Raw genomic sequence first — 26,344 nt, 5'->3', positions numbered from 1 at the left:
CTCTTACTTGTTCCTAAAATGACGGGAATTCAGGATATTGGATATACGATTCCAATCCGGCTTTCTCCAACTGGGCGATAATGTACTCGTCGGGAGTTCCCTCCACGCCCGCATAGCCGCGCCGTGTGTACATCTGTACTGCATCCGGGAAGGCATCCCGAAGCACCCCTCTGATTTTTTTGCCTGAACTGTCATTATCCATAAATAAGTAGACCTCATCGTATCCAACCTGTTTGCGCAGTGACTCAAGCTTAAGAGAATTCAGTGTTCCAAACGTGCACAAAATGTTGATTTCGGGTCCTACGAGACGTTTCAGTTTGCTGCGGTCATTTTTACCTTCCACAATGACATGAATAGGCATCATATTCACCTCTTGGTCGAGAGCTTATGTCGACATTCCCCGGGAAATGTTGCAGCGGAAATCGACCTGATTATAGTTTAGCTGTAAATGGGGGAATGATGCAAAGCCAGGAAAAAAACAAGCCTTTCTGTTGTCAAAGGGTACAGATATAGAATCATAATCTTGATACGGTTAACCAAGTATGCTTTTGGGATCAGCCAGGTGAGCCTCGCGTCTGCTTGTGAAGTAAGGGAGCAGCATCATACCGATCATCAATAATACAAAGGCAATGAAATATGGAGATAGGTCCACGCGCAGCTGCCCGGCAGTGATTGGACCTATGAAAGAACCAATGGAGGTAGCAATGGATTGCAATGAAAAGATGCGTCCTAGCTTTGCTCCACCGCTTAACCGAATAAAAAGTGTTGCCATGGCTGGGAAGACAATGCCTTTGGACATCCCCAGAACAAAGAGTACTGAATATAAAGGAATCTGCGGCATTGCTGCCAGGGTAAAGAAACATAAAGCCATGAGCAGTACACCCGCAACCAAGCGCAGTTTGGGGGAGTAACGATTAAGAAACAGCATGCTCAGAGTAAATAGGGCTCCGATACTGATGATAGAAAACAAGAGTCCTGTAGACATCATGGACGAATGTCCGCCTCCGCGCAGCGGTAATTCAAAAAAAAGAATCCCTTGGGCACAGGCAATGACAAGTGGCAGAGCAAAGTATCTCCAGGACACAGGCAGGAATTTGCTTTTTCCCCCAGCCGTGTTGCTGTGTGTGGGAGGCTCAGTCACTTTTTCATGCTGCACCTCAGCCAAACCTTTGGGCATGGATAACCATGCAATTACACCTGATAGAATGAGCAGATAACCAAGACTCGCGAAGGTGGCGGAGAATCCCAGCGCTCCGACAATTAGTGCGCCTGCGGCTGGTGATACCACGGATGCCAGGGTATGCACGACACCATGGCCTGACATATACTTGCCCTGTTTGATCGGATCGTTTGACAGTTGGGCAAGCAGAGCGAGACAGGCCGGGGACAGGAAAGCAAGCACGAATCCACTGATAGAACGCAGGGCAAGCAGCTGCCAGGGGGTATGGATTTGCGCCTGAATAAGTAGAATGATCCCTGCACCCATCAGACTGAACACAATATAACGGCGACTGCCGTGTTTGTCGATTTGCGTTCCGGCAATCAGATTGCCTGGGAGATGGGTCAAGGAGTAGATGCCCATCATCCAGCCGATGAAGGTGGGAGCCGCCCCGAGCGAGATGGCGAAGGGGGTCAAAATGGGATACTGGGCGTGCAAATCAAAAACAGCAAGGAACAGAAAAAGATATAGCCAGATGGCCGTTTTCACAGAAGCCCCTCCTTGTTAAGCGATGCTAGTTCAATAACTGGACATGAACGTGTTCCCCGTTCCTTAAGCAGAACCTCATGGTACTACTTGTACGCCAGGTGGGACGAACTTAGACCGTTTATTTTTACATGGCAGTGCTTAGCTGACAGCAGCTTCGGAAATCATGTATAATATTCGGGAAGTGTAAATAATCAACTCTAATACGGAAGGTGTAGTCATGAACATAGAAGTAATCAAAGAGTTTGTGATGCAGAACTGGCTGGTGATCGTGGTTGCGTTGATCATTTTGTTCTTTGTTCTGAACGTGGTCAAAACCGTATTGAAATGGGCGATTGCCATCATCATTATTGCGGCTCTACTGATATACAGCGGCATCTCCATGGATCAGATCAAACAGACAGTTACTGATGTACAATCGAGTACGATGGACACATTGAAGAAGGAAGCGACCAGCATGATGCTCAAGGAAGCTTCCAAAGCAACATATACCAAGGGACAGGATGGAGCATTTACCATCACAAGCCCCAATGTGGAGATTAAGGGTAGAACGAATTCGGATAAAGTCGATGTTACATTCCGGGGGATCTCACTGGGTGAATGGAAGGTCGACAACGAAACAATACGAACTTTTGTCAAACAGGCACAAGAGAACGGAACAGCACCGGCTTCGTAGTAAAGGAGGAATGAATACGTGCTGCAAAGTTGGCTCGACAGTCTAAAAGAATTTAATGGCATTACTATTATGCTGCTGCTGATTGTGGCCGCTTCATTGCTGCAGGGATGGTCCAGAGGAGCTTCACGTTCGGCTGGAAGACTCTTTGGTTTCCTCATGGATGGTATTATGGCGGTCATCGGCATTCTAGTGTCCATCGGTTTAACATTGTGGCTGGCGCCATATGTTCAACAATGGTTGTCTGTACATGCTGCAGACATGCCAAATCGTGAGCTGAACCGATGGGAGCAGATGTATTATACATTGATTACGGCCATTGCTGATTTTCCGCTGATGCGGTTTGCCGTGTTGTTTGTGCTTAGTTATGGTTTCATCCGATTGATTCTCGGATTGCTCTCTTCCCTTATTTTCAGCAGAAGATACAGTTCAGCAGAGCAAGAGAGCAGACCAAAAGGATTTTTCAGCCGCTTTACGGGTGCTGTGATTGGTACAGTCATTGGATCAGTCCGCGGGATGATTGTGATTGCCGTGTTGTTCATGATTGTCAGTCTCTATCCGGGCAGCATGTTCAGTCGCTATGTAGAAGCTTCGCCCATTTATATGCAAGGGGCCAAATCGGTCATAGAGCCATTATCCGGTACATTCATCAAGGACAAGTTGCCGGTTTTTACTCAGGCGGTTCAGAAGGAACTGAGCGGAATCCTGCAACGCAAATATGAAGTCATTGATCATAACATTCCGGCGGATATTGAATCTGCGGCACACGAAATTGTGAAGGGTCAAACGACAGAGGAAGCCAAAGCCAGGGCATTATATGACTGGGTAGGTTCTCGAATTCAATATGATTATGGTAAAGTGGATGACTATGAGCAAAAGGGCATATGGCATGAGCAGACGCCGCAAAATACATTTGATACACGTCAAGGCGTATGTATTGATTACGCTCGTCTATATGCGGTCATGGCTCGTTCACAGGGTCTGGAAGTCAAAGTGGTTACAGGGCTTGGTTATAACGGGCAGGGTGGATATGGTCCACATGCCTGGAATGAAATATATTTAAGTGATTCGGAAAGCTGGATTCCGCTTGACCCCACTTGGGCGATCAGTGGCGATTGGTTTAATCCTCCTAACTTTGCCGATACCCATCTGAAAGATCAATCAGCTTAACATTACGCCGGACATGGGTGGTCTGGAATATGACGACGTTGCCAGGTTATCATGCCGGGACTGAGTAGTCTGAACGGTATGCATCAAGTCATGAAAGAGGTAGGGTGAATGAACAATCATTCAAAAGAGAAGGATGAACTTACGGACAAACGGCGCTTCAGTTCCCGGATGAACGTATTTTTCTTCGCTTCCTTTGTTATTTTTAGCGTTATTATTGTACGTTTGGCATTCTTGCAATTTGTGGAAGGGCCAGAGCTGAGTCAAGAAGAAGCGAGCAACATTACCAAAGACGTGCCACTCGCTCCTGTAAGAGGAACCATCTATGATTCCACAGGTAAGGTGAAGCTGGCTTACTCCAAGCCAATTCAATCCTTGTATCTGACCTTGTACAAAAATTATGGGGATGTGGATGGCAAACCAAATCCGAATATTTCGGAAGTGGAGGACATCGCAACCCGGCTGCATGATGTGTTTGAGCAGTATAAGAAAAAGGATTCAGAGACTCTTACGGTGGAGAAAATCATTGAAGAGATGGATCTGAATTCCCGCAAATCGAATGGCTTCATGCCGCGTCTGATCAAGAGTGATCTGTCCGATGAGGAAGTGGCCTACTTTCTGCAGCACAAGGATGAATTCAAGGGAATTCAGATTGTGGAAGAAAGTGTGCGCTACTATGATCCGGATACGGTAGCCGTTCAAACGATTGGTTATCTCAAAAAGTTCAAAAGCTCCAAAGCGTTGAACAAGTACGAAGAGATTGATAAGAACAATAAAAAGCAAAAGGACCCAGGTCTAGTATATACCGAGAATGAGTTTGTTGGCTTCGATGGACTGGAACTTCAATATCAGGATGTTCTGCGGGGGAAAAGCGGTTATAATTCCGTTGACGTTGACTTGCGGAACTTGCCTGAAGGTGTAGCAGGCTCTACCCCACCTGAAAAAGGGTATGACCTGATTACAACGATTAACAAAAATGTTCAGGTGAAAACGGAACAGGCGATTCTGGATCAACTGAGCTGGCTTCATCGGAACCCGGTGTCGGGCAAACTGCATCCGAATGCCAAGACGGGTTTTGCGGTGGCGATGGAAGTGGACACAGGGAAAATCGTTGCTGCTGCCAGTATGCCGGATTACGACACTAACGTATGGAGAACTGGCGGTATAAGTTCTGAAGATTACGACAAAATAAAATATATTTATCAAAATGGTACCATTCGTGGATTCCCGCCAGATGACTCAGGCAAACGGGCAGAATCCGTCGTATTGCTTGGCTCAACGATCAAGCCACTCAGTGTATTGATCGGTTTGAAGGAAGGTTTCTTTACCACTAACTCGGTGTACGTGGATAGAGGTTCTACTACGTTTGGTGGGGATAACCGAAGAGTGCAGAACTCATCGGGGCATGTGTATGGTGCGCTGTATCCTCGTGATGCGATTCGTCATTCCTCGAACGTGTTCATGATTGACGAAATTGGTAAAAAGCTTTACTCCAAGTATGGTGCAAAGGGTGTCGACGAGTGGGACAAATACATGGAGAAATTTGGGTTAGGTATCTCCACAGGTGTTGACCTGCCTAATGAATATCTTGGGCGCAAAGAATATGGTAAGGATAGCATCGAGAGTTCTTTGACCAAGCTGGTGTATGCCTCCTTTGGTCAACAAGGGAAATATACAACGATGCAGCTTGCTCAGTACACCACGATGCTGGCGAACAAAGGAAAACGAATGGAGCCGCAACTGGTCAGTGAATTCCGTGATTCGCAAGGCAATGTGGTTGAGAAAATGAAACCGAAGGTCCTCAGCACAGTCGATTTTAACGATGCTTATTGGAATGAAGTACAACGAGGCATGGCAACGGAGGTATCTTCATTTAGCGGTTTCCCTTATGACTTTGCCAGAAAAACAGGAACATCGACACAGGTAGTCGGGGGGAAACCGGTGGATAACGGGGTGTTTATTGCCTACGCACCGCGTAACAATCCGAAGCTGGCTGTAGCTGTGGTCATCCCGGAAGGGGGCTTCGGTTCCAGCAGTGCGGCTCCGGTCGCACGTGCGATATTTGATGCCTATGACGAGGAGTTCGGCCTCGACGGTGTTCCGAAAAAAGATAAAAATAAAGAAACAGGTACACAGTAATCTGAGTCTTTGATTCCTAAGAGGGGACCCTTTCGAGGGTCCTCTTTTTTACGTTTATCAGAACTGAAATGCCTCTCTCCAGCAATCTGCTGGAAATTGCATGTAACAAACATCGGTCATGTTGCGTTTATTTAAGAGAAGGAAATTATCTTTTAAATTAAAGAAATTAACGATATGTCTGTTCTGACATTGTTTCAGGAGAATGGACTATATGTCTCATCTGTTTACGAAAATGTAACCAAAATCTGGAGGACATGGCAGTTGACCTTTGATAGACTTGTAGAAAGAAAGGTATGTATTTGAACCGAATGATGCAATAGGCGTGATAGATGAATCTACTTTTACATAAGAACGGAGAGGCTTATCCCATGTTTAACCGATTGAGAAAAAAGAAAGTGTCTGAAGAGGAGACACCAGTCAACAAGTCGTCCAGTGCAAGAATGAATATGTTTTTTTTCGCGGCGTTTGTGATATTCAGTATATTAATATTCAGGTTGGCCTTTGTGCAATTTGTCGAGGGACCTGAACTGACTTATATGGAAACCAGTCGGAATACCAAAGATATTCCACTTGCCCCTGTTCGTGGTCCAATCTATGATGCGACAGGGAAAATAGCGCTGGCTTATTCGGAGCCTGTGCAGTCCCTCTATGTGTTGTTGTATGAAGATTATCGAAATGATGACCGCAAGCAGGAAGCACAGGAACTGGCTGATGAACTGGCAGCTGTGTTTAAGCAGTTCAATCCGGGTGACAAAGAGCAACCAGATGCGGAAGAGATCATTAAACGTTTGGATCTGGATTACCAAAAGACATTTGGATATGTACCAAGGCTGGTTAAATCCGATTTAACAACCAAGGAAATTGCCTATTTTATGGAGAAAAAAGCAGAGTATCCAGGCGTTATGGTCCTTGAGGAAAATGTGCGAAAATATGATCCGGATGGAGTAGCTGTTCAGGTGGTCGGCTACACAAGAGAATTCAAGCGAGTGCCAACTACGTTGAAACAATATAAAACGATATTGGAGTCGAACTCAACTCAGCGTGACCCAGGTCTTGTATATAATCAGGAAGAGAAAGTTGGCTTTGATGGATTGGAACTCCAATATCAGGAAGAACTTCGTGGACGAAGTGGCTACCAGTCCATTGATATTGATGCACGCAATTTGCCGGACGGAACGATGAATCTAACCCCACCTGAAAAGGGGTATAGCCTAATTACAACCATTAACAAGGAAATTCAGATGGTTGCACAACAGGCTATTACAGATGAATTGAGGAAGTTGCCTAATGCCATTACAGGATATGCTGTGGCAATGGAAATCGATACAGGTAACGTAGTAGCGATGGCCAGCATGCCGGATTATGATCCAAATGAGAAATGGGATTACGACAAAATAAAGTATGTATTCCGCAACGGAACCGCGGAGTCTTTCCCTCCCAATGATTCGGGTAAAAAGGCTGAATCCGTTGTTTTGTTGGGCTCCGTTATTAAGCCACTTAGTGTACTAATTGGATTGAAAGAGGGGCTGTTCAGTACAGGGCAAACCTATTTTGACCAAGGTTACGCTACTTTAGGGAAAGATGGAAGGAAGGTTCGAAACTCACACTCGGCATTTAACGGCTCTATTACCGCAAGACGGGCAATCGAAAAATCCTCCAATGCCTTTATGATCGACATGGTTGGTAAAGGCCTCTATAACAAATATGGAGCGGTTAAAGGGGTCGGTGTTTGGCATGAATATATGAAAGATTTTGGATTGGGTGTGTCTACCGGAGTGGACCTACCTAAAGAGTATTTGGGTACACTGGAATATACTGACGAAGATGAATCCGGGCTGACACGTCTAGCCTTTGCCTCGTTTGGTCAACAAGCGAAGTATACAACGCTGCAACTCGCACAATATACAACCATGCTTGCCAATAAGGGCAAACGGATGGAACCTCATTTGGTGAAAGAAATCCGTGACGCCGAGGGCAATGTGGTCAAGAAAATCAAACCAAAAGTGTTAAACGAGGTTGATTTTGCCGATGCATACTGGAATGAAGTGCATAAGGGCATGGTTACCAAAGTAAGCTCGTTTGACGGCTTCCCCTATGACTATGCACGGAAAACAGGTACCTCCGAGCAGGGGACTGGACCGAACAAAAAGGAAAACGGTGTATTTATCGCGTTTGCACCACGGGATAATCCGAAGCTGGCTATAGCTGTTGTGGTACCCGAAGGTGGCTTTGGATCAGTCAGCGCGTCTCCAATTGCACGCAAAATCTTCGATGCATATGATGAAGTATACGGTCTGGATGGGACTCCAAAAGGGAAGAAAGATCAGGGGAAAGATAAGGAGTAACGTGAAGCAGCGCAAAATAAACAGGACAAATAAACGAAAAAGAAAACAGGCTAATTAAATGGTCAATATACTCATTTGGACAGGCAGGGGAAATTATCCCTTGCCTTTTTATTTTTCATCGGCTAAAATTTGCACAAGGGAAACATTATTAGTCTAGTATAAATTTTAATACCTTGTACAACAAAATTAGATGAGGACAATTATGTTAGGAGAGGGAAAGGGGCGATTGGAATTGTTGATGGTGAAGATGAGGAGCATTCAGAGAGGATGGATGACGCTGGCAGCTGTTGTTCTGGTGATCGTGCTAACAGCATGCTCAAGTACAGCGGAAACAGAAGGCAGTGAAGGGAAGGTACAAGTCACAGCCACGACAGGTATGATTGCGGATATAGCACGTGAGGTCGGCGGGGCATATGTTGATGTAACTGGGCTAATGGGCCCGGGCGTTGACCCCCACTTGTACAAGGCTTCGCAGGGAGATATTCGGAAGCTGGAACAAGCGAAAGTCATTTTTTACAACGGACTGCATCTCGAAGGTAAAATGACGGACATCTTGGAGAAAATGTCCAAGAGCAAAACAGTAACGGCCGTCACGGAGAAAATTCCGGTGGATGAATTGCGTTCAGGAAAAGATACAGGCGGAACTGAATACGATCCACACGTCTGGTTTGATGTCAGCCACTGGATGCATGCGACAGAGGCTGTGCGCGATACACTCGTGGAAGCAGACCCGGAACATGCAGAAGAGTACAAGGCCCAGGCAGCGCAGTACCTAACGAAACTGGAGGCATTGGATTCTGAGGTACGGGAAAAAATCCAGGAGATCCCGGAAGCAAGCCGGGTATTGGTAACTGCGCATGATGCGTTTGGATACTTCGGCCAAGCCTATGGCATGAAAGTGATGGGACTTCAAGGAATCAGTACAGCAGCCGAGTATGGTGCGAGGGATGTCAGCGAGCTGCGGGATTATCTCGTGGACAACCATATCAAGGCTGTATTTGTTGAATCCAGCGTACCGGCAAAGGCAATGGAAGCGATTATTGCCGGGGCAGCCGAAAAAGGTCATACAGTAAGCATTGGTGGTGAATTGTTCTCGGATGCGATGGGTGCTGAGGGAACAGAAGAAGGCACGTATATCGGCATGATACGCCACAACACTCAGACGATTGTAGAAGCATTAAAGTGATGAACCACATGAAGAGAGGAGTGGAAAGAGCATGAGCGATGCAACCTTATTCGAAAGATCCAATACACATACGAATCCTAATCAATTGCAAGGAACGCAGCCAACATCAGCTCCTCTGAGTGTCCGGGATCTGGCGGTGGCCTATCATAAAAAGCCGGTACTTAGCGGGGTGTCCTTTGATATTCCTGAAGGCCAGCTGATCGGTATACTCGGTCCCAATGGAGCCGGGAAATCGACCCTGATCAAAGCGGTTCTGGGGCTGGTGCCTAAAATGCACGGCGAGGTGCGAATTTTCGGTCAATCCTACCGTGAACAACGGCGTCGAATTGGCTATGTCCCTCAGCGGGAATCTGTCGATTGGGATTTCCCGACTCATGCGCTTGATGTAGTCATGATGGGACGTTATGGGCATCTGGGCTGGTTCCGTCGTCCAGGCAAAAAAGAACGGGATCTGGCCGCACACTGCCTGGAGCAAGTGGGAATGGGAGATTATATGCATCGCCAGATCAGCCAGCTGTCTGGCGGACAGCAGCAGCGTGTCTTTCTGGCACGGGCACTGGTACAGGATGCCGATCTGTATTTCATGGATGAGCCGTTTGCAGGTGTGGATGCCACAACGGAAAAAGCCATCATTTCACTTTTGGAACAGTTGAAGAAGCAAGGCAAGACCGTACTGGTTGTCCACCATGATCTGGCGACTGTAGAGGAATATTTCGACCATGTGCTGCTGCTCAATGGACGGCTGGTTGCAGGTGGACCGACGAGTGAAGTGTTTGTACCGGAAACGTTGCAAGAGACGTACGGAGGCCGGATCGCGATGATCGGAAGCCGGTCGGAGAAAGGCCAGGTGTAGTCCATGTGGAACTGGATAGTAGCCATTTTGTCCGATCCCAATACACGGTGGATATTGCTTGGCTGTCTGCTGCTCGGATTCAGTAGTGGAATTATTGGCTCATTCACATTTTTGCGTCGTCAAAGTCTCATGGGAGATACACTGGCTCATGCAGCTCTGCCGGGGATTTGTATCGCGTTTATGTTGACTGAAACCAAATCGGTAGGACTATTTTTGTTCGGCGCACTTGTCGCCGGGATTGTTGCAACCTTCGGCATATCGTGGATTACACGCTATTCCCGGATTAAGCAAGATGCGGCGATGGGGATTGTGCTGACCGTATTTTTCGGTATTGGCGTAGTGATGCTTACTCGGATTCAGCACGGTGCAAGCGGCAGTCAGAGTGGACTGGATAAATATTTGTTTGGTCAGGCCGCATCCATGGTGATGACGGATGTGTATGTCATGGGTGGTGTCTGTCTGGTATTACTTATTGCCTGTCTTGCATGGTTCAAGGAATTTAAGCTGGTGAGCTTTGATCCGGGATTTGCACGGGGGATGGGGTTGCCAGTCGCCATGCTGGAACAACTGATTCTGCTGTTGACTGTTATCGCCGTTGTTGCCGGGATTCAGGCTGTTGGGGTGGTACTTGTAGCCGCTCTGCTGGTGACACCGGCAGCAGCAGCACGATGCTGGACCGATTCACTCGCACTTATGGTGCTGCTGGCAGGTGTGTTTGGAGCTCTGAGCGGTGCGACAGGTACCATCTTCAGCACACTCGTCCCCAATCTGCCAACAGGACCTGTGACGGTACTGGCGGCTACAGTATTATTTGCCGGATCAGCGCTGCTGGCTCCACGCCGTGGGTTGCTGGCTCGTCGTTTGCGAAGTATCCAGGCGAAATCTGCTTACCTTAGAGAAGAGCGTGCCACACTTCAGACGCTGTCTGCACAGCGAGCACATCAGGAACGGGGTGAGCTGTAATGGCAACGTTTTGGATTATATTAACGGCTATCTTGGTATCCTCCGCCTGTGCCATTCTTGGCTGTTTCCTGATTTTAAGGCGGATGGCTCTGGTAGGAGATGCGATCAGTCATGCGGTTCTTCCGGGTATTGCCATTGCCTTCCTGTGGAGCGGTTCACGTGACTCGCTGTGGATGCTGCTCGGCGCGACGGTATTTGGATTACTGACGGTGTTCTTCATTCAAAGCTTGCAAGCTGGAGGACTATCATCTGATGCTTCCATCGGGATTGTATTTACAGCACTATTCGCAGTGGGTGTCATTTTGATTAGTTTGAACGCCCAACATATAGACTTGGATCTCGATTGTGTGTTATTCGGTGAGATCGCTTATGTGCAGTGGGATACTCTAACCCTTGGAGGGACGGATGTAGGCCCAAGGGCGGTCTGGATGCTGGGCATCACCTTGCTGGTTATCCTCCTTGTAATCGGGTTGTTCTACAAGCAGTTCAAGTTGTGTGCTTTTGATCCGGCGCTGGCTGCGGCCTGCGGCATTCCGGTGGTGCTGTTTCACTATCTGCTTATGGGGCTCGTTTCCATGACATCTGTGGCTTCATTTGAAAGTGTAGGGTCCATTCTCGTGGTGGGCATGTTGATTGTACCTGCGGCGACGGCTTACCTGCTCACGGATCGACTGGGCAAAATGATTCTGTACAGCGTGCTCGTGGGAGCCGCTTCCTCGGTTGGAGGCTACATCATGGCTTACGCGCTGGATGCTTCCATTGCAGGATGTATGGTGGCCGTAGCAGGTATTCTGTTTGTGTTGGCTCTGTTGCTGTCTCCAAAGCACGGTATTGTCTTCCGTTATGCTCGTCGCAAATTCGCTGCACGTTAATTCATAGAGATAGTTAGCCGCCTGCCTTGCAGGCGGTTTTTTGATTGGACTGTAAACGAAGATACAGCTATTAAACCCATAAATAAACGAGCTTTTGATACACAGATGATACTCTTATAAAGGTTAACTAATGTATCTAAAGAAAAATTCCATTTTCCACGTTCTACTACTCTTATATATGCATCATCCAGATTGGATAGTTCCGCTAACTGTTGTTATGTTAAATAGCAGCTCCTCCTGCCGGAGTGAGCTGCTATTGGGTTGCCTGAAGGTGGCAATGAAGTAGATGAATATAACCAATCCTTACGGTTTCAAAAGCACCCGATGAACCCCTTGGCTTCCTCCCGGTGCGGTTCCGAGATATAAATATCTCCCCTGGCTTACGGCGGTGGTGATGCCATACAATGTTCCCTCAGGATCGTGCCAGCTGTTCACAAGCTCTCCTTCTGGTCCATATTCTGCGACAAGTCCATGTTTCACCGGTGCGCTGGCTCCATTTAACAAGGACTGTGGAACTTTGGACATCGTCGCTGCTAACCAAGGATGACTATGCATGTAATCAGCAAAAGGCAGACGGGTTGTGAATACCCCCACCCAGAAGTGTCCCTGTGCGTCACGGGTGATATTGTCCGGAAACCCAGCCAGATTCTCCGCAAAAATATCAGAGGTGCCTTGTTTGGGTCCCTTCAGCCAGTACCGGGTCAACTGATAATGATACGATTCGGCTACAAGCACGAAATCTTCTTCGGCAGATAATACAACCCCATTGGCAAAATATAAATCCTTAAGCAGAACAGTCGTTTGCTTGGTCAGCGGATCATATTTCAACAATCGTCCATGCGGTTTGTTCTCGGCAATTTCTTTGAACATGACCTTGCCATAGTTAGAGGTATCGGAAAAATAAATCGATCCGTCTTGCGCAATGTCCAGCTCGTTCGCCAGGTAGATCGGCCCTCCATCAACTTCAGTGGTGAGTACTTCGATATTTCCTTTCGGGTCAACTGACAGCAGCCCTTTCTGAATATCCGCCACAATCAAATTCCCGGCAGCATCAAATTTCAGTCCGTTAGGTGTTCCGTGGGTATCGGCGAACACTTCGGCTGGCTGTGCCTTGCCCTCAGCGTCAAAGGCCACTCTGTAAATTTTGCGATCGGAGTCACCCGTATACAGCCGCCCTTCTGTATCGAAAGTGATAAATTCCGGGAACTTCGCGCGGTCTGTAACCAGTTCAGCGGAGCTAAGTTTGTTGTTCTCTTTCCAGGGACCATCCTTCTCAAAAGAAGGGGCAGCAGGTGCAGACCAAGCAGCAGGTTCCACCGGGGCTGGCATCAGCAGAAATACAGCGATTCCCAGCACAATTACCCCGAGCAGGGCCAGGCTCCATCTACGAATTTGTTGACCAGTGGATCGTTTGCGTTGTTTTTGTTCTGTTGACATTATTAATCCTCCTAATATTGTTTGCGGGGGCGAAGCATGCCCCCAACCAGCCGCAGACTTTGTCTACGGGTCATGAATCGGGAAATCTGGGCACCCAGGTAATTCCGGAGTCCCGGAACAACGTACTGTTTCCCTTTTGCCATAGTGCGCAGTGTAACTGCCACTACACGTTCCGGCGTGTCCTTCGTGCCGACAGAGGCATCCTCCGTACCAAATGACTTCCTTCCTTTGCCAATTGTCTTGCGAATTGTTCGTCGATTCCCAAAGAGGCCCCGGTGATTAGCGACCATTTCCCTTTAATATTCATGATTCCCGCCCCTTTGTCACATTGTTTTCAATTAGAAACGATGTTACCGAAACCTCAAAAAAAAGATGGCATAAAGCCATATCGGTAACAACGTTTCCTATGAGAATCATAGTAACCAAAAAGATACACGTGTGTCAAATGTTTTTTTCAGCGTGATAGCTTCATTGACAACCATTCTGCAAATGGTTAGAATGCCTGTTAGAAGCCGGCAACTCTGTTGCTCGTCAGTAACGTGATAACCGAATGAAGGTGATCCTTATCCGTAATGAAGACAAGCCCTCACCATCCAGGGGGCGGGGATTAAAAACATATCAGGAAGCTCGTCTGCAAAATACGGAAAATCTCCGTAAGCTTGTGGTTGATGCGGCTGCAGCCATTCTGCAGGAAGAAGGGCCAGAAGCCGTCACTGTGCGCAGAGTATCGCAAAAGATGGGCTGCTCCACCAAGATTATTTACAGTTTGTTTGTCAATAAAGAAGGTCTGGCCCAGCAGCTGTATCTGGAGGGCTGCAAATTGCTGGCCCGGCGTTTTGAAGAAGTGCCGCTGTCCTCTGACCTATTACAGCACTTGCTGGATTTGGGCGAAGCCTTCTGGCAGTTCGGGCAGGATTATACCAGCTATTACAAGCTGATGTTCGGAGGGGCTTTTGCCGAGTTCAAGCCGGATGCAGAGAGTATGCAGGGAACAATGACCGCCATACGCCGTTTACTGATTCTAATCAGCACCGCCCAGCAGCAAGGACAGATTTCGGACCAGGAAGAGACCGGGACTCTTGTCAGCACGATATGGGCATCGCTGCACGGTGTAATCCACCTGTATATGGGCGGGTTCCTTGGTGATGTAAATGCAGCCCATACCGTATACAAACAAACAATGGATTTGATGTCCCAATCCTTGTTTGCAGTATCCAAGCCAGATAGAAGAGCGGACAGGGGATGATTGCTAATCTTGGCTGCGGGGTATGCGACCCGTCTCTATCCGTTAACCCAAGATACGCCGAAGTCGCTGCTGCCGGTTCAAAGAGCCGTACCATTCTGGAACAGGCAGAATGACAAAGATTAAGCTAAAAGCGGTTCATCCTGTAGGGGGTGGACCGTTTTTTTTGTTTAGAAAATTATACAATACAAAAAAAAGTGCTGTGTCGAATGTAGAATGTTGGAGCCTGTGCCTGAGTTTATAGTATGCGAGTGTTCGTATGAACTGAAAGCCGGAGAATTCCCAGAGTTTTTCTGTCCGGGTATGAAGGTTCATCCACATTGCGGGTTACTTTGTTGCTGGTCAACGATCTGTGGTAAAATATCGTTAGCTGTGACGTCCGGAGCATCCGCATTCGCGGGATGCCGGGCGATCTTTTTGTGAGAGTATGTTGATAAGGAGAAGTAGAGAGACAACTGAGGAGGAAATACAACATGAGTGAACTAAAATACAAATTGCTTGCACTCGATATGGATGGAACACTGCTTAACGATAATCATGAAATCACACAGGAAACCGCCAAATGGATTCAGATCGCCATTCGCCGGGGAGTGCATGTGTGCCTTTCAACAGGAAGAGCCGTGTTTCATGCGATGCCTTATGCGGTACAGCTTGGGCTGGAGACCCCGATGGTTACGGTTAATGGCAGTGAAGTATGGAAAGCTCCGCATGATCTGCATATGCGCCATCTGATGGACCCGGCATTGATCCGCAAAATGCAGGAGATTGGCGAAAAATATAATAGCTGGTACTGGGCATACTCCGTGGAAGAGCTGTTCAACCGTGATCGCTGGACGGACAATATTGAAGGTCTGGAATGGCTGAAATTTGGCTTCAATACAGAGGTGGATGAAGTCCGTCACCAGATCATGATGGAATTACAGCAGCTGGGAGGTCTTCAAATGACGAATTCCTCACCCGTCAATATTGAAATTAACCCTGCAGGCATTTCGAAAGCGAGCGGCGTAGCCGAAGTCTGCAAGCTGCTAGGTATCGAGATGTCCGAAGTGGTTGCTGTCGGAGACAGCCTGAATGATCTGGCTGTTATTGAAGCTGTGGGTCTTGGTGTTGCCATGGGTAATGCGCAGGAGCAGGTGAAGGAAGCGGCTGACCTGATTGTGGCGAGCAACAACGAAGATGGCATTGTCGAAGTCATCCGTGAACATATTTTGAAGGGGGAATAACCTTTGCTCGCAACCGTTGGCTGGATTTTGATTGTACTGCTGTTTGCGGTGGGGATGGCCGGAACGGTATATCCCATACTGCCTGGTGCTGTAGCGATTTTCTTCGCGTTTCTGGTCTATGGCTGGTTCTTCAGCTTTGATCCGTTCGGTGTGTGGTTCTGGATCTTCCAGATTTTGATCGTAGCGGTGCTGTTTGTGGCTGATTATGTCGTCAGTGCTTGGGGCGTGAAGAAATTCGGCGGGTCCAAATTATCGACGACACTCAGTACGATTGGTGTTATCATTGGCCCATTTGTCATTCCGGCGTTCGGCCTGGTACTGGGGCCATTTATCGGTGCTTTTATCGGGGAACTGATCGGAGGGTCTACACCTGCCAAAGCGTCCAAAGTCGGGTTTGGCTCCGTGGTGGGTCTGTTTACGAGCACCGTGATGAAAATTATTTTGCAAATCGTCATGATTGTTCTGTTTATTATCTGGGTGGTAAGATTCGCATAGACGTTCAATAGCGGCTTCATCTGGATGCATGTCCGTGTGGGGGAAAGAAGGGGAATTGGTTTGTCTAAGAAAGAAACATTTATTAAGGGTACGCTCATTCTGGCGGCAGCTGCGCTGATCGCAAGGGTGCTCGGATTGGTTCAACGGGTGCCGCTGGAGCATATCCTCGGCGATATCGGTAACGCATCGTTTACCATCTCCAATACGGTATATTTAATGCTGTTAACCGTTGCTACAGCAGGCATACCCAGTACACTTAGCAAAATGGTGTCGGAACGCTATGCACTGGGACGCGCAGGCGAAGCACAACAAATCTACCGTGCAGCCCTGATCTTTGCGGCTGTAGCCGGTGTAGTCATGTCTGCTTTATTGTGGTTCGCGGCACCTTATTATGCTACGTACGTATCCAAAGTACCGGAATCCGTGAGCGCCATTCGTGCCTTGGCTCCAGCGTTGCTGCTCTTTCCTGCCATCGCCATGATGCGTGGATATTTCCAGGGTCGCGGCAACATGACGGCAGGCGGCATTTCACAGATTGTGGAGCAGTTTGCACGCGTAGGTACAGCGATCATCGTGGCGTTTGTTATGCTGCAATGGAATTACGATGATCAAACGATTGCTGCAGGGGCTTCATTTGGGGGTGTATTCGGAAGCATTGGCGCTTTTGGCGTCATGTTGTACTTCACCTTGAAGCTGCGAAAAAATGACCGTGCAGCGCAATTGAATTACGAGCGTGTGGAGCAACTGCCCATGCGGGGCATCTACAGTGATATTTTCAAACTTTCAATTCCCATTGTGTTGTCTTCACTCGCTGTTCCGGCAATTAACTTTATTGATTCATCTCTGGTAGTTCCGCTGCTCAGCGGACGTATTGGTCTGGAGGAAGCGACGGGAGTACTTGCCATTCTCGGTGCGAAGGCCCAAAGTATTGCAGGTATTCCGCCAATTCTGGCTATCGCACTGAGTCAATCCCTTGTGCCTGTCATTTCGGCAGCTTTTGCACGCAAGGATGAAGTCCATCTGAAAAATCAGGTGACGCTTGCTTTGCGCATTTCAATTCTGACAGGAATGCCGATTGTCATTGCACTATGTGCGGCGGCGTATTCCGTTAACGGATTGCTGTTCACCAGTCCAGACGGGACACCAATCATTACATTGCTGACGTTCGGTACGATTTTCCAAATTACAATGATGACCACCAATTCCATTTTGCTTGGGGTAGGCAAACCACGGATCACCATGATCAGCGTGGCAGCAGGGATCATAGTCAAACTCGTAGCGAGTCTGATTCTCGCTCCAATCTTTGGCATTTACGGGATTATTATTGCGACCGCATTGTGTTTCCTGGTCATAACGTACCTCAATCTGCGGGTGCTTCGGAAAATTGTTGATTTCTCGATTATGGGTGATCGCTGGAAAGGATTCATTATTACCGTGCTGCTCGCGGCGGGTGTTGGTTTTGCCGCGAACTGGGCCGGGAACTCCATCTTTGATTTATTCCTGCCAACACGTGTATCTTTCCTTGTTACCTGTCTGTTTGTCGGTGCTCTTGTGGTTGTTGTGTATCTGGTACTCATGGTCGTTCTGCGTGTGTTGCGCAAGGACGAGCTGGGCAGTTACCCTCGTATTTTGCAAAAGATACTCCGTCCGCTCATGCGTCTACAGCGTGGAGCCGGGCAACGTGGATAACCTGTTCAACCCACAATACACACTTTGTTATCTGTTTAAAAATTAGTACCAGCTCTGTCTGCTTTCACAGTGGACAGGGCTTTTTTTGTAATGAGGTATTACATACAAGTGGGAAGCGTCAACATCGAATAAAGTCTGGTCATTTGCAAGCCATAGCATCGTTTCTTGGGTCCCATTTGCAAATTTCGATCTATAGTGGAGAATTGTTTTAATGCGTTAACATTTTGGTATCATGGGCCAATGCGGTCTTCAGCATGCCATACCGGTGTTCATGACTCATTTCGAACAGCCAGGGGCGGCGCGGGATCGTGAGATGACCGAGACAATCGCGATTTTGCAGCCAATCCTGCCTTGTTATCGGTTCATAGGGCGTATCACCCCATACGGCCAGCAATTCAGGACTAAATAACCGTTGTTCTTCTGCTAGCCATTCTTGATCCAGCAGATCCTGGCTAAAGAGCTCACCTTCTCTGGTTGCATCTTTATGAGCGGTGAACAGACCAGGCCAGTATTCAGCACGTGAGCCACGGTGGGGAACCGAGCGCGCAAATTCCAACACTTGTGTGAATACGTGTTCCACTCCGAATAGCATCGCATATAAGCCTTTGCCAAACATAATCCGCTCATCCAGCTTGCCAAAATGCTCAATCACCCGGCCTGCAAGACCTTTGCCCTGTCCCAGTGGAAATACAATATGGTTAAGCCCAGCCAGATTATGCAGATGGAATGCGGGTTTGGACAGCACTTGTTTTTGAAAATAAGGATGCTGCACCACCCGGCTCTCAATATAGTTCTGCTCATTAATAATTAACGCCACACTCAGCAGTGAGCTGCATCGCTCCAGCCAAAATCGTTCCCAGAACGGCGTCATGAACGCCGATATATGAAAATGGGACAGCAAATGAAAACAACTCCGGCCGAGTCGGCGGCTGTTCATGTACAACAGGAGCTGGGGGTAAGCATCCTGAAAAATAAGTGCATTGCATCGCTCCAGTAGTCGATACATTTGTTCACGGTCTGTTTGATTTTGCAGATTGTGCATAAGGTCACTCTGAAGATCAGTCATATGATATCCGCCATTGCGGGAGACCATATGGGCCAGTAAAGCCCAATGCAGCTCCGGATACTGTTCATAACATTCCAGATATGCCGCTGTGCGAGTGATATTACTTCGATTGTTCTCCTGCGTTAATGTCTTGATCTCTTCCAGAATGATGCAATCCTCTTCACAAACCAGTGCACTAAGCGTATTTCGTGCAAAAGCATTCTCGTTCCCGGGCAACAGACGCTCCACTTCTGCTTGCAAGGTTGCAGCCATGTCGGAGTCCCAATCCATGTCTCGCGAGGGATGACGAAGCTGGTTTGAAGCCTGCCAGGCGGCCTGTTTTCCCCGCCACACTTCCCGGGCCGCACCGGGAATGGATCGAACCATCTGCATGATCGACCCGTGATGGGCAGACTCGGAAGAATCCGTTTTAACGGAAGTCATGGCATGACATCCTTTCCTGAAATTCTGGTTATGGTTGAGTTTATAAACTGTTGATATCAGTATGCGCTGAATATTTGACTTCCACTCCGCAATTTGCTTCACTAAGAGGATAAGACAAGGTATAGAAAGGATGATATTGTAATGGAAAAGATTACATCCAAACCGGAATTTGATGTGGCAATTCAATCTCCACATTTAACTGTAGCGGTATTTAAGGCAGATTGGTGTGGCGATTGCAAGTTTATCGATCCCTTTATGCCTGAAGTTGAAGAGAAGTTTTCACGTGACCTAACGTTGATTGAAGTCGATGTGGATCAGGTGGGTACGGTGAGTGAAGAGCAAAATATACTTGGCATTCCCAGCTTTGTAGCTTACACAGATGGCCGGGAACTCGTTCGTTATGTGAACAAACTGCGCAAGTCGAGGGAAGAGATTGAACAATTCCTGCAGCGGGCAGTTGAGGTGTATAACACGATTCATAAATAAAGTGTGACAGGTTCATCATGTTAAAGGTTATAATTAAAGGAACGCCATTTCTCTTGAAATAGGGAAGTGGCGTTTGTATTTTCATCATTTCCGGGGGAAACTATCGTGTAATGATGTACATATTTGATGATGACCTGTGGGTCAACTTTTCGACAGACGTTAACATTTTGTCACAAAGCGCGGCGTCAATGACACATTTATCCGGTATAATGAATTTAGTTGTGAAATAAGTGTCAAAGTATCGAATCAAGCGGAGAATGTAGTTCTTCGCCATCTTAAACCAACAGCGGGTGAGAAAAAATTGAAGCACTTAACCTTGTTTAAATGGTTAACCGTATTAACCTGTCTTGTCATGTTTCTGGCCACATTTGGCGGAGGCGTTGTAACTCGAACGGAATCAGGTCTCGGCTGCGGCGCGGAATGGCCTTTATGTAACGGAAAACTTGTGCCGGCACACACTGTAGCCTCACTTATTGAATTTTCCCATCGCGCGGTCAGCGCACTGGCAGGACTGTTGTCCATTGCCTCATTTGTAGCATTTTTGCGGTTTGGCAAATCACGCCGTGATCTGCAATTGTTTTCCTTTCTAACACTGGTCTTTGTTATTGTCCAGGGAATCATGGGGGCTTTTGCCGTCGTATTCTCCCAATCGTCCGCAGTCATGGCACTGCATTTCGGATTTGCCTTAATCGCTTTTGCCAGCTCCTTGATGATGGCGCTCGGTATTCGGCAGGAGGCTCGCCACGGTGGATTGGAACGATTGAATCGATACCCGCGGGTCAGCAAAGGTTTTCGTAATCTGGTGTGGTTTTCCACAATCTATACGTACCTCGTGGTATATACTGGGGCCTTTGTGAGCCATACGGATTCTGCTGGTGGCTGTTCAGGTTTTCCGCTCTGTAACGGGCAGATTATTCCTGAACTCTCGGGAGGCGTAGCTGTTGCTTTTGCTCACCGGGTGGCGGCTGTTTCATTAGTGATCGTCATTGCCATTCTCGGTCATTTTGCGTATCGCAAACATCCGAATAACACGGAATTAAGAGCTCTCGGCGTTATTTCTGTTGTGCTGGTTTTGTTGCAAGTGGTCATAGGTTTTGGACTAATGCTTACGATGAACCGCCCGGAAGTGTATATGTTTGTGGCGTTGGCGCATATGCTCGATATTGCCATTTTGTTCGGTGTATTAACCTATATGAGTTTCCTGGTGTACAAGTTGCATCGGCCCGTTAACCGTTTCTAATATATCCGAAAAATTATTGTAGTTCAGGGGATGAATCCAGTGAAGTTCACCATCCGATGATGTACATCATTGGACAGGTGAACTTTGTTTGATGTCAGGCGTGTCAGGGCAACCTAATGTAAGCAGCGGTCATACGTTTACTCTGATTCCGATTTTGTTTAATATTATAAATTATTATTATTTTGATGATCTGCAGAGTGGATAGAGGAGGCTATATATGCTGCGAACGTTGCTGGGTGAATTACCGCGTCAAAACGAAGGGATCCTCAAAGAAGCAATGGAGGCGATGGCGGCTACACTTGAGCTATTTCAGCGACAAATGCATGTGGACCATGATCCTGCCCATGATTTTCGTAAACTGTATGTGTGGACCCAGGGACTCATCTCCTCGTTGGATGAACTGGAGCAAAGCTGTTTTGCTGCTTCCCATTTTCGTCAAAAAGTCAAAGCGGGCTCTACGGATGATATGACAATACCCGAAAAAGCGGAGTATGCTCGTTACGTTTACTTTTACAAGGATGGTTTCATCCGATGTTTTGCCATTCTGGATAAGTTAGGTACGGTGTTGAATGAAATATTTGAGCTGAATACAACCAGTGTTAAAATTCATTTTTCTTATTTCACCGTATTAAGACAGTTTGGCTATGACAAGCTGCATCATGATCTTGCCAACGAGCTGATCCGGATCAAAGACTCCTACCGTGAGCCGATGAGCAAATTGCGCAAACGACGAAACATGGAGATTCATTACATGAACTCCGAAATGCAGGATGATCTGTGGCAGCTGCACCAGACTTTGCAAGGGAAAGTGAAGCTGGAAGACCTGGATCAGCATCTTTTGGAACTCCGCCAGGGTGTAGATATGGTATGTAAGACATTAAAAGCAGCGTATGGCTACATCAACGAGAAGTGGCATAAGCAGGGAATGAATCACCCTGCGAGGTGATTGGATTGCAATATTTGCCTTTGACAAATCGGAATACTTGGATTATACTGAGTTCCTGATCGACAGTTAGATGGAATTAACATTTATGACATTAACATTATAACTACTGAACTTATAAATTAAATATTTCTTATCGAGAGCGGCGGAGGGACAGGCCCGATGAAGCCCGGCAACCGATTTATAACTGCATGACAGCTGTGTCATACTTTATAGATGTTAGGTGCTAATTCCTACAAAATGGTGCAAGGCACGATTTTGGCAGATGAGAAGGTATAATCTTTCACGTGAAGAGCCCTTTTTGTTTCTGCAAAAGGGGCTCTTTTTTTGTACGACCAAGGGGAGTTTTCCTTTCATTCGGGTAAAGATACATGTAGGTAGTGGGAAGGAGCAGTAATTTTGATTGAATTAAAAGGTTTAACCAAGACGTACGGTAAAGGTGCTAAAAGTACGACGGCCTTGTCGGACCTAAATTTGAATATCGGCAAAGGTGAAATATTCGGAGTTATCGGTCATTCGGGTGCAGGCAAGAGCACATTGATCCGTTGTATCAATTTGCTCGAAAGACCGACGGCAGGCGAGGTTTGGGTTGATGGGATCAATTTAACCCGTCTGGGCAAGACCGATTTACAACAACAACGGCGCAAGATCGGCATGATCTTTCAGCATTTTAACTTGTTATCTTCGGCTACGGTGTACGACAATGTCGCTTTTCCTTTAAAACTGGTCAATACACCCAAGGCTGCAATAGATCGCAAAGTGAAGGAAATGCTCGCATTGGTTGGACTGGAGGACCACAGCAATAAATATCCAGCCCAACTGTCAGGCGGACAGAAGCAAAGGGTGGGTATTGCGAGAGCACTCGCGAGTGATCCGAACGTGTTGCTGTGTGATGAGGCCACATCGGCACTTGATCCCCAGACAACGGATTCGATTCTGAAGTTATTGCTGGATATCAATGAAAAGTATAACCTCACGATTGTTCTAATCACCCATGAGATGCACGTGATCCAGAATATCTGTGATCAGGTGGCGGTTATCCATCAAGGAGGCATCGTGGAGCAAGGGCCGGTGACGGAAGTATTCCTCAAGCCGCAGCATGCAATTACACGTGACTTTATGATGCGTGACCATGAGGTGGGAATTGCATTGGAAGAGACCGCTCTGGCGAGTGCAGGTGTTTCATTGCAGACGGACGGATCTTCTAAGCTTGTAAAAATATCCTTCCTTGGCGATAAAACATATGAGGCGATTTTGTCCAGAACGGTTCGCAAAACCGGAGTGGATTTCGCCATCTTGCAAGGCACCATTTCAACGATCAAGCAAGTTCCCTATGGACAGCTGACTGTTCGGTTTGAGGGGCAGTCGGATGAGATTAATCTCACCATTCATGAGTTAATGGATCAGGGACTTGATGTGGAGGTGCTTCGTTAAATGGATTTTTCTACGGTACGTTGGGAAGAAATCGGTAAGGCTTCAATTGAAACACTGCAGATCCTGGGGGCATCGGGCCTGTTCACGATAATCATTGGTTTGCCGCTAGGCGTATTGCTTTTCATGACGGCAAGGTCGGCTTCAATCCAGTCTCAAGTGGTGTACACTGTACTATCGTTTATCGTAAACATTTTGCGATCAGTACCATTTATCATTCTGATTGTTGCACTCATTCCGTTTACGCGTTCACTGGTCGGCACAGCTACAGGTGTAATGGGCGTTATACCACCGCTCGTCATTGCTGCAGCTCCATACTTTGCCCGGTTGGTGGAAACTACACTGCGTGAAGTGGATCGTGGCGTCATTGAAGCGGCACAGGCGATGGGAGCTTCAACCGGACAGATTGTACGGCGTGTGCTTCTGCCAGAGGCATTGCCGGGTCTGCTAGCCGGGATCACCATTACGATCGTTACCCTTGTTTCCTACACGGCAATGGCGGGAATGGTTGGTGGTGGAGGTCTTGGAACATTGGCTATCAACTACGGATACTACCGTTATCAAAATGAAATTATGATTATATCCGTTGTATTTATGGTCATACTGGTGCAAGTGCTTCAGATGGCTGGCGATCGGTTGGTTAAATGGTTCACCAGGAAATAACACATAGATAAAAATTTATTGGAGAAGGGGTTTTACACATGAAAAAATGGTCTATTGCTCTACTTAGCATTATGCTGATTGCGGTTCTTGCGGCTTGCGGAAACAATAAGGATTCCGACAGCGGCGCTGACAATGCTGGAGGCGCACCGCGCACCGTGGAATTGAAAGTGGGAGCATCACCTACACCACATGCGGAAATTTTGGAAAGCATCAAACCTGAGCTCGAAGCAGAAGGCATTCGCTTGCAAATCGTGACGTTCAATGATTATGTTCAACCGAACCAACAACTTGAGGACAAACAGCTGGATGCAAACTTTTTCCAACACCAGCCTTACCTGGATACAGAGAACAAAGAACGTGGTTTTCACCTCGTTGCTGTAACACCTGTGCATGTTGAGCCATTTGCTGGCTACTCCAAAAAAATTAAGTCTTTGGATGAACTGAAAGATGGCGCCAAAGTAGCCATCCCTAATGACCCATCGAACGGCGGTCGTGCATTGTTGCTGCTTGCGAAGGAAGGACTTATCACGCTGAAAGACGACAAAAATATTACTTCCACGATTCAGGATATTACAGCTAACCCGAAAAACCTGAATATCATTGAGTTGGATGCAGCCATGATGCCTCGGCAACTTGATGAAGCAGACCTGGTATTCATTAACGCCAACTACGCGCTGGAAGCCAATCTGAACCCAGAGAAGGATGCGCTGCTGATCGAGGATCTGCAAGGTAACCCTTATGCAAACATCCTTGTATCCCGTGAAGATAACAAAGATGCAGATGCGATCCAGAAACTGGCTGCAGCTCTGCATTCTGAAGAAGTTAAAACGTTCATCAAAGAACGTTATCAAGGTGCTGTAGAACCTGCATTTTAAGCTGAACGATTAAGCTGATAGCATACCAAAATATACACACAGAAAAGGCCATATATCTCTGAACAAGAGATGCATGGCCTTTTTAATGTCTTTGGTTATGTTCGTTTCGTTTCGGATTGCTGTCCAGATTTGCGATAAAAAGATAATTCGTTTTGTTCAGCATACTGCTGTTCATCCGCATCTTGCAGATAGGCCTTCTCAGTGGGGGATAGCATGGCTTCGTCTTTCTTCGACGTTTTCATTTTGTATTTGTTCCAGCCCAATAGGGCAAGTAATACGATAACGATAAAAGGCCACCCTTTTTTTAGCAGAATCAGTATGCTGAATTTTTGGCCCGCCGTATAACCAATTCCGCCAACCAAAAGGCTTTTGAGTCCGACGGTCGATGTTTTGTCAGTGGAAGCATCATAATCTTCGTAAGTGTAACCTGTATTTATGCTGAGCCTGTTAAGAACCATCTCTTCGAATGCGAGGCGACTCTGCTGAAAGTTGGCTGTTTCTGTGACAAGAATGGCTGTGATGTATCCTTCACGTGTCAGGAGCTTTACGTTGTAATTGACCATGGATTGCTGATAAGCATCCTTGAAACCAAGAGAATAAATTAAACGATGATTGCTACTGTCATATGTCGGTTCAATTTCCCACCCTGTTACGTACATTTTATCTTCAGGTGCAGCATTTCTATTTTCTTCTTCCGTGCCCCGGATATAACTGCTTAACAGTTCATTGGCATCCAGATTCTGCTCCCTATCATCAATATGACCTGTTTTAACATACTCAAACACTACATACAAAGAACCGGATTGGCTATCACTGTATAGACTTCCAATCTCATTCCCGTTAGGTTTTGACCCCATGTTTAACATTGAGCGTTGTGTATTAGCTTTATCTAGAAAGTAGTTATTTTCCTGTATTTCCAAAGTGGCCTTATTATCCAGGGAAACGGATGCTGGTCCGTCAATCCAGTCATATTCATCGGGTGCTTTGTCGGTTTCACTTGATGCGAATACCTGTACTGCAAAAGAGAATGTTAACAAACTTACCAATAGAAGAGCAAGAAAACATCGTTTGTTTTTGTTTTTCATAGCGAGTTCCTTTCGGTGTAGTCTGAAAAAGTGCTGTTCAATTCTATAATGAATTTATTTATGTATTTGGAACTTTTTGTTTAAAAAACAAGGACCTAACGACATTATCATAGCCATTTAGAACAGGCAAGAGATATATGGA

25 protein-coding genes and 1 riboswitch are annotated in these 26,344 nt (G+C 46.9%); of the genes, 19 read left to right on the top strand and 6 right to left on the bottom strand.

Annotated elements, in window-relative coordinates; translation table 11 throughout:
- Nucleotides 1–13: 13 nt before the first annotated feature.
- A complete protein-coding gene (locus ACFTRD_RS27755) occupies nt 14–361 on the bottom strand; it encodes a toprim domain-containing protein (protein ID WP_024631255.1) in 348 nt (115 codons plus the stop codon).
- A gap of 171 nt (nt 362–532) precedes the next feature.
- Nucleotides 533–1,708 (bottom strand): MFS transporter, encoded by a 1,176-nt coding sequence (locus tag ACFTRD_RS27750; protein WP_379385664.1) that lies wholly within the window; start codon nt 1,706–1,708, stop codon nt 533–535.
- 217 nt (nt 1,709–1,925) lie between these two features.
- On the opposite strand from ACFTRD_RS27750, the gene ACFTRD_RS27745 reads away from it, so the two are divergent.
- The 8 genes from ACFTRD_RS27745 (at nt 1,926) to ACFTRD_RS27710 (ending at nt 11,903) form a co-directional block, all read left to right on the top strand.
- The gene (locus ACFTRD_RS27745; RefSeq protein ID WP_379385662.1) at nt 1,926–2,381 is read left to right on the top strand and encodes an ATPase; all 456 of its coding nucleotides are present in this window, start codon (nt 1,926–1,928) and stop codon (nt 2,379–2,381) included.
- 69 nt (nt 2,382–2,450) lie between these two features.
- On the top strand, nt 2,451–3,548 hold the full coding sequence (locus ACFTRD_RS27740; protein WP_379385740.1) for a transglutaminase domain-containing protein: 1,098 nt from the start codon (nt 2,451–2,453) through the stop codon (nt 3,546–3,548).
- Nucleotides 3,549–3,656: 108 nt separating this feature from the next.
- Nucleotides 3,657–5,684, top strand: a complete 2,028-nt coding sequence (locus ACFTRD_RS27735) for a peptidoglycan D,D-transpeptidase FtsI family protein (RefSeq protein ID WP_379385660.1) — start codon at nt 3,657–3,659, stop codon at nt 5,682–5,684.
- A gap of 368 nt (nt 5,685–6,052) precedes the next feature.
- A complete protein-coding gene (locus ACFTRD_RS27730; RefSeq protein ID WP_379385658.1) occupies nt 6,053–8,029 on the top strand; it encodes a peptidoglycan D,D-transpeptidase FtsI family protein in 1,977 nt (658 codons plus the stop codon).
- Between the two features lie 202 nt (nt 8,030–8,231).
- Complete coding sequence (locus ACFTRD_RS27725; protein WP_379385656.1) at nt 8,232–9,215, top strand: metal ABC transporter solute-binding protein, Zn/Mn family; 984 nt, start codon at nt 8,232–8,234, stop codon at nt 9,213–9,215.
- A gap of 31 nt (nt 9,216–9,246) precedes the next feature.
- Nucleotides 9,247–10,068 (top strand): metal ABC transporter ATP-binding protein, encoded by an 822-nt coding sequence (locus ACFTRD_RS27720; RefSeq protein WP_379385653.1) that lies wholly within the window; start codon nt 9,247–9,249, stop codon nt 10,066–10,068.
- A gap of 3 nt (nt 10,069–10,071) precedes the next feature.
- Nucleotides 10,072–11,031, top strand: a complete 960-nt coding sequence (locus ACFTRD_RS27715) for a metal ABC transporter permease (protein ID WP_379385651.1) — start codon at nt 10,072–10,074, stop codon at nt 11,029–11,031.
- On the top strand, nt 11,031–11,903 hold the full coding sequence (locus tag ACFTRD_RS27710) for a metal ABC transporter permease (RefSeq protein ID WP_090904530.1): 873 nt from the start codon (nt 11,031–11,033) through the stop codon (nt 11,901–11,903). Before ACFTRD_RS27715 ends, ACFTRD_RS27710 begins: the two co-directional genes overlap by 1 nt.
- A gap of 303 nt (nt 11,904–12,206) precedes the next feature.
- Here the strand turns inward: ACFTRD_RS27710 and ACFTRD_RS27705 are convergent, their stop codons facing one another.
- Entirely contained in the window at nt 12,207–13,340 is a 1,134-nt protein-coding gene (locus ACFTRD_RS27705; protein ID WP_379385648.1) for an SMP-30/gluconolactonase/LRE family protein, read from the bottom strand.
- Nucleotides 13,341–13,351: 11 nt separating this feature from the next.
- Nucleotides 13,352–13,630: a hypothetical protein gene (locus ACFTRD_RS27700; RefSeq protein ID WP_379385646.1), complete on the bottom strand. Its 279-nt coding sequence runs from the start codon at nt 13,628–13,630 to the stop codon at nt 13,352–13,354.
- A 260-nt stretch (nt 13,631–13,890) separates the two neighbouring features.
- Between ACFTRD_RS27700 and ACFTRD_RS27695 the strand changes: the two genes are divergently transcribed.
- From ACFTRD_RS27695 to ACFTRD_RS27675, 5 genes are all read left to right on the top strand, one after another.
- Complete coding sequence (locus tag ACFTRD_RS27695; protein WP_379385644.1) at nt 13,891–14,586, top strand: TetR/AcrR family transcriptional regulator; 696 nt, start codon at nt 13,891–13,893, stop codon at nt 14,584–14,586.
- A complete protein-coding gene (locus ACFTRD_RS27690; RefSeq protein ID WP_379385642.1) occupies nt 14,587–14,709 on the top strand; it encodes a sugar phosphate nucleotidyltransferase in 123 nt (40 codons plus the stop codon).
- A gap of 347 nt (nt 14,710–15,056) precedes the next feature.
- Nucleotides 15,057–15,806: a Cof-type HAD-IIB family hydrolase gene (locus ACFTRD_RS27685; RefSeq protein ID WP_192270650.1), complete on the top strand. Its 750-nt coding sequence runs from the start codon at nt 15,057–15,059 to the stop codon at nt 15,804–15,806.
- A gap of 54 nt (nt 15,807–15,860) precedes the next feature.
- Nucleotides 15,861–16,301 (top strand): DUF456 domain-containing protein, encoded by a 441-nt coding sequence (locus ACFTRD_RS27680; protein WP_379385738.1) that lies wholly within the window; start codon nt 15,861–15,863, stop codon nt 16,299–16,301.
- A 60-nt stretch (nt 16,302–16,361) separates the two neighbouring features.
- Nucleotides 16,362–17,990, top strand: a complete 1,629-nt coding sequence (locus ACFTRD_RS27675) for a putative polysaccharide biosynthesis protein (RefSeq protein WP_379385640.1) — start codon at nt 16,362–16,364, stop codon at nt 17,988–17,990.
- Between the two features lie 208 nt (nt 17,991–18,198).
- Here ACFTRD_RS27675 and ACFTRD_RS27670 read toward each other — a convergent pair whose 3' ends face one another.
- A complete protein-coding gene (locus ACFTRD_RS27670; protein ID WP_379385638.1) occupies nt 18,199–19,479 on the bottom strand; it encodes a DUF2515 family protein in 1,281 nt (426 codons plus the stop codon).
- A 141-nt stretch (nt 19,480–19,620) separates the two neighbouring features.
- Between ACFTRD_RS27670 and ACFTRD_RS27665 the strand changes: the two genes are divergently transcribed.
- From ACFTRD_RS27665 to ACFTRD_RS27640, 6 genes are all read left to right on the top strand, one after another.
- Complete coding sequence (locus ACFTRD_RS27665) at nt 19,621–19,965, top strand: thioredoxin family protein (protein ID WP_192270644.1); 345 nt, start codon at nt 19,621–19,623, stop codon at nt 19,963–19,965.
- A 301-nt stretch (nt 19,966–20,266) separates the two neighbouring features.
- Nucleotides 20,267–21,205 carry a COX15/CtaA family protein gene (locus ACFTRD_RS27660; RefSeq protein WP_379385636.1) on the top strand — a complete coding sequence of 313 codons (939 nt, stop codon included), beginning with the start codon at nt 20,267–20,269 and terminating at the stop codon, nt 21,203–21,205.
- Nucleotides 21,206–21,422: 217 nt separating this feature from the next.
- The gene (locus ACFTRD_RS27655) at nt 21,423–22,151 is read left to right on the top strand and encodes a Cthe_2314 family HEPN domain-containing protein (protein ID WP_379385634.1); all 729 of its coding nucleotides are present in this window, start codon (nt 21,423–21,425) and stop codon (nt 22,149–22,151) included.
- 127 nt (nt 22,152–22,278) lie between these two features.
- A riboswitch (SAM riboswitch) is annotated at nt 22,279–22,420 on the top strand.
- Between the two features lie 127 nt (nt 22,421–22,547).
- A complete protein-coding gene (locus tag ACFTRD_RS27650) occupies nt 22,548–23,582 on the top strand; it encodes a methionine ABC transporter ATP-binding protein (RefSeq protein WP_379385632.1) in 1,035 nt (344 codons plus the stop codon).
- Nucleotides 23,583–24,242 (top strand): methionine ABC transporter permease, encoded by a 660-nt coding sequence (locus ACFTRD_RS27645; protein ID WP_379385629.1) that lies wholly within the window; start codon nt 23,583–23,585, stop codon nt 24,240–24,242.
- Between the two features lie 38 nt (nt 24,243–24,280).
- Nucleotides 24,281–25,117 carry a MetQ/NlpA family ABC transporter substrate-binding protein gene (locus ACFTRD_RS27640; protein WP_379385627.1) on the top strand — a complete coding sequence of 279 codons (837 nt, stop codon included), beginning with the start codon at nt 24,281–24,283 and terminating at the stop codon, nt 25,115–25,117.
- A gap of 95 nt (nt 25,118–25,212) precedes the next feature.
- Here ACFTRD_RS27640 and ACFTRD_RS27635 read toward each other — a convergent pair whose 3' ends face one another.
- Nucleotides 25,213–26,202, bottom strand: a complete 990-nt coding sequence (locus ACFTRD_RS27635) for a DUF2167 domain-containing protein (RefSeq protein ID WP_379385625.1) — start codon at nt 26,200–26,202, stop codon at nt 25,213–25,215.
- Nucleotides 26,203–26,344 lie beyond the last annotated feature (142 nt).

This window comes from Paenibacillus sp. NPDC056933, assembly GCF_042674385.1.
Lineage (GTDB): Bacteria > Bacillota > Bacilli > Paenibacillales > Paenibacillaceae > Paenibacillus.
Note: the sequence above shows the minus strand (reverse complement) of the source record. Positions and strands in the feature narration are given on the sequence as shown.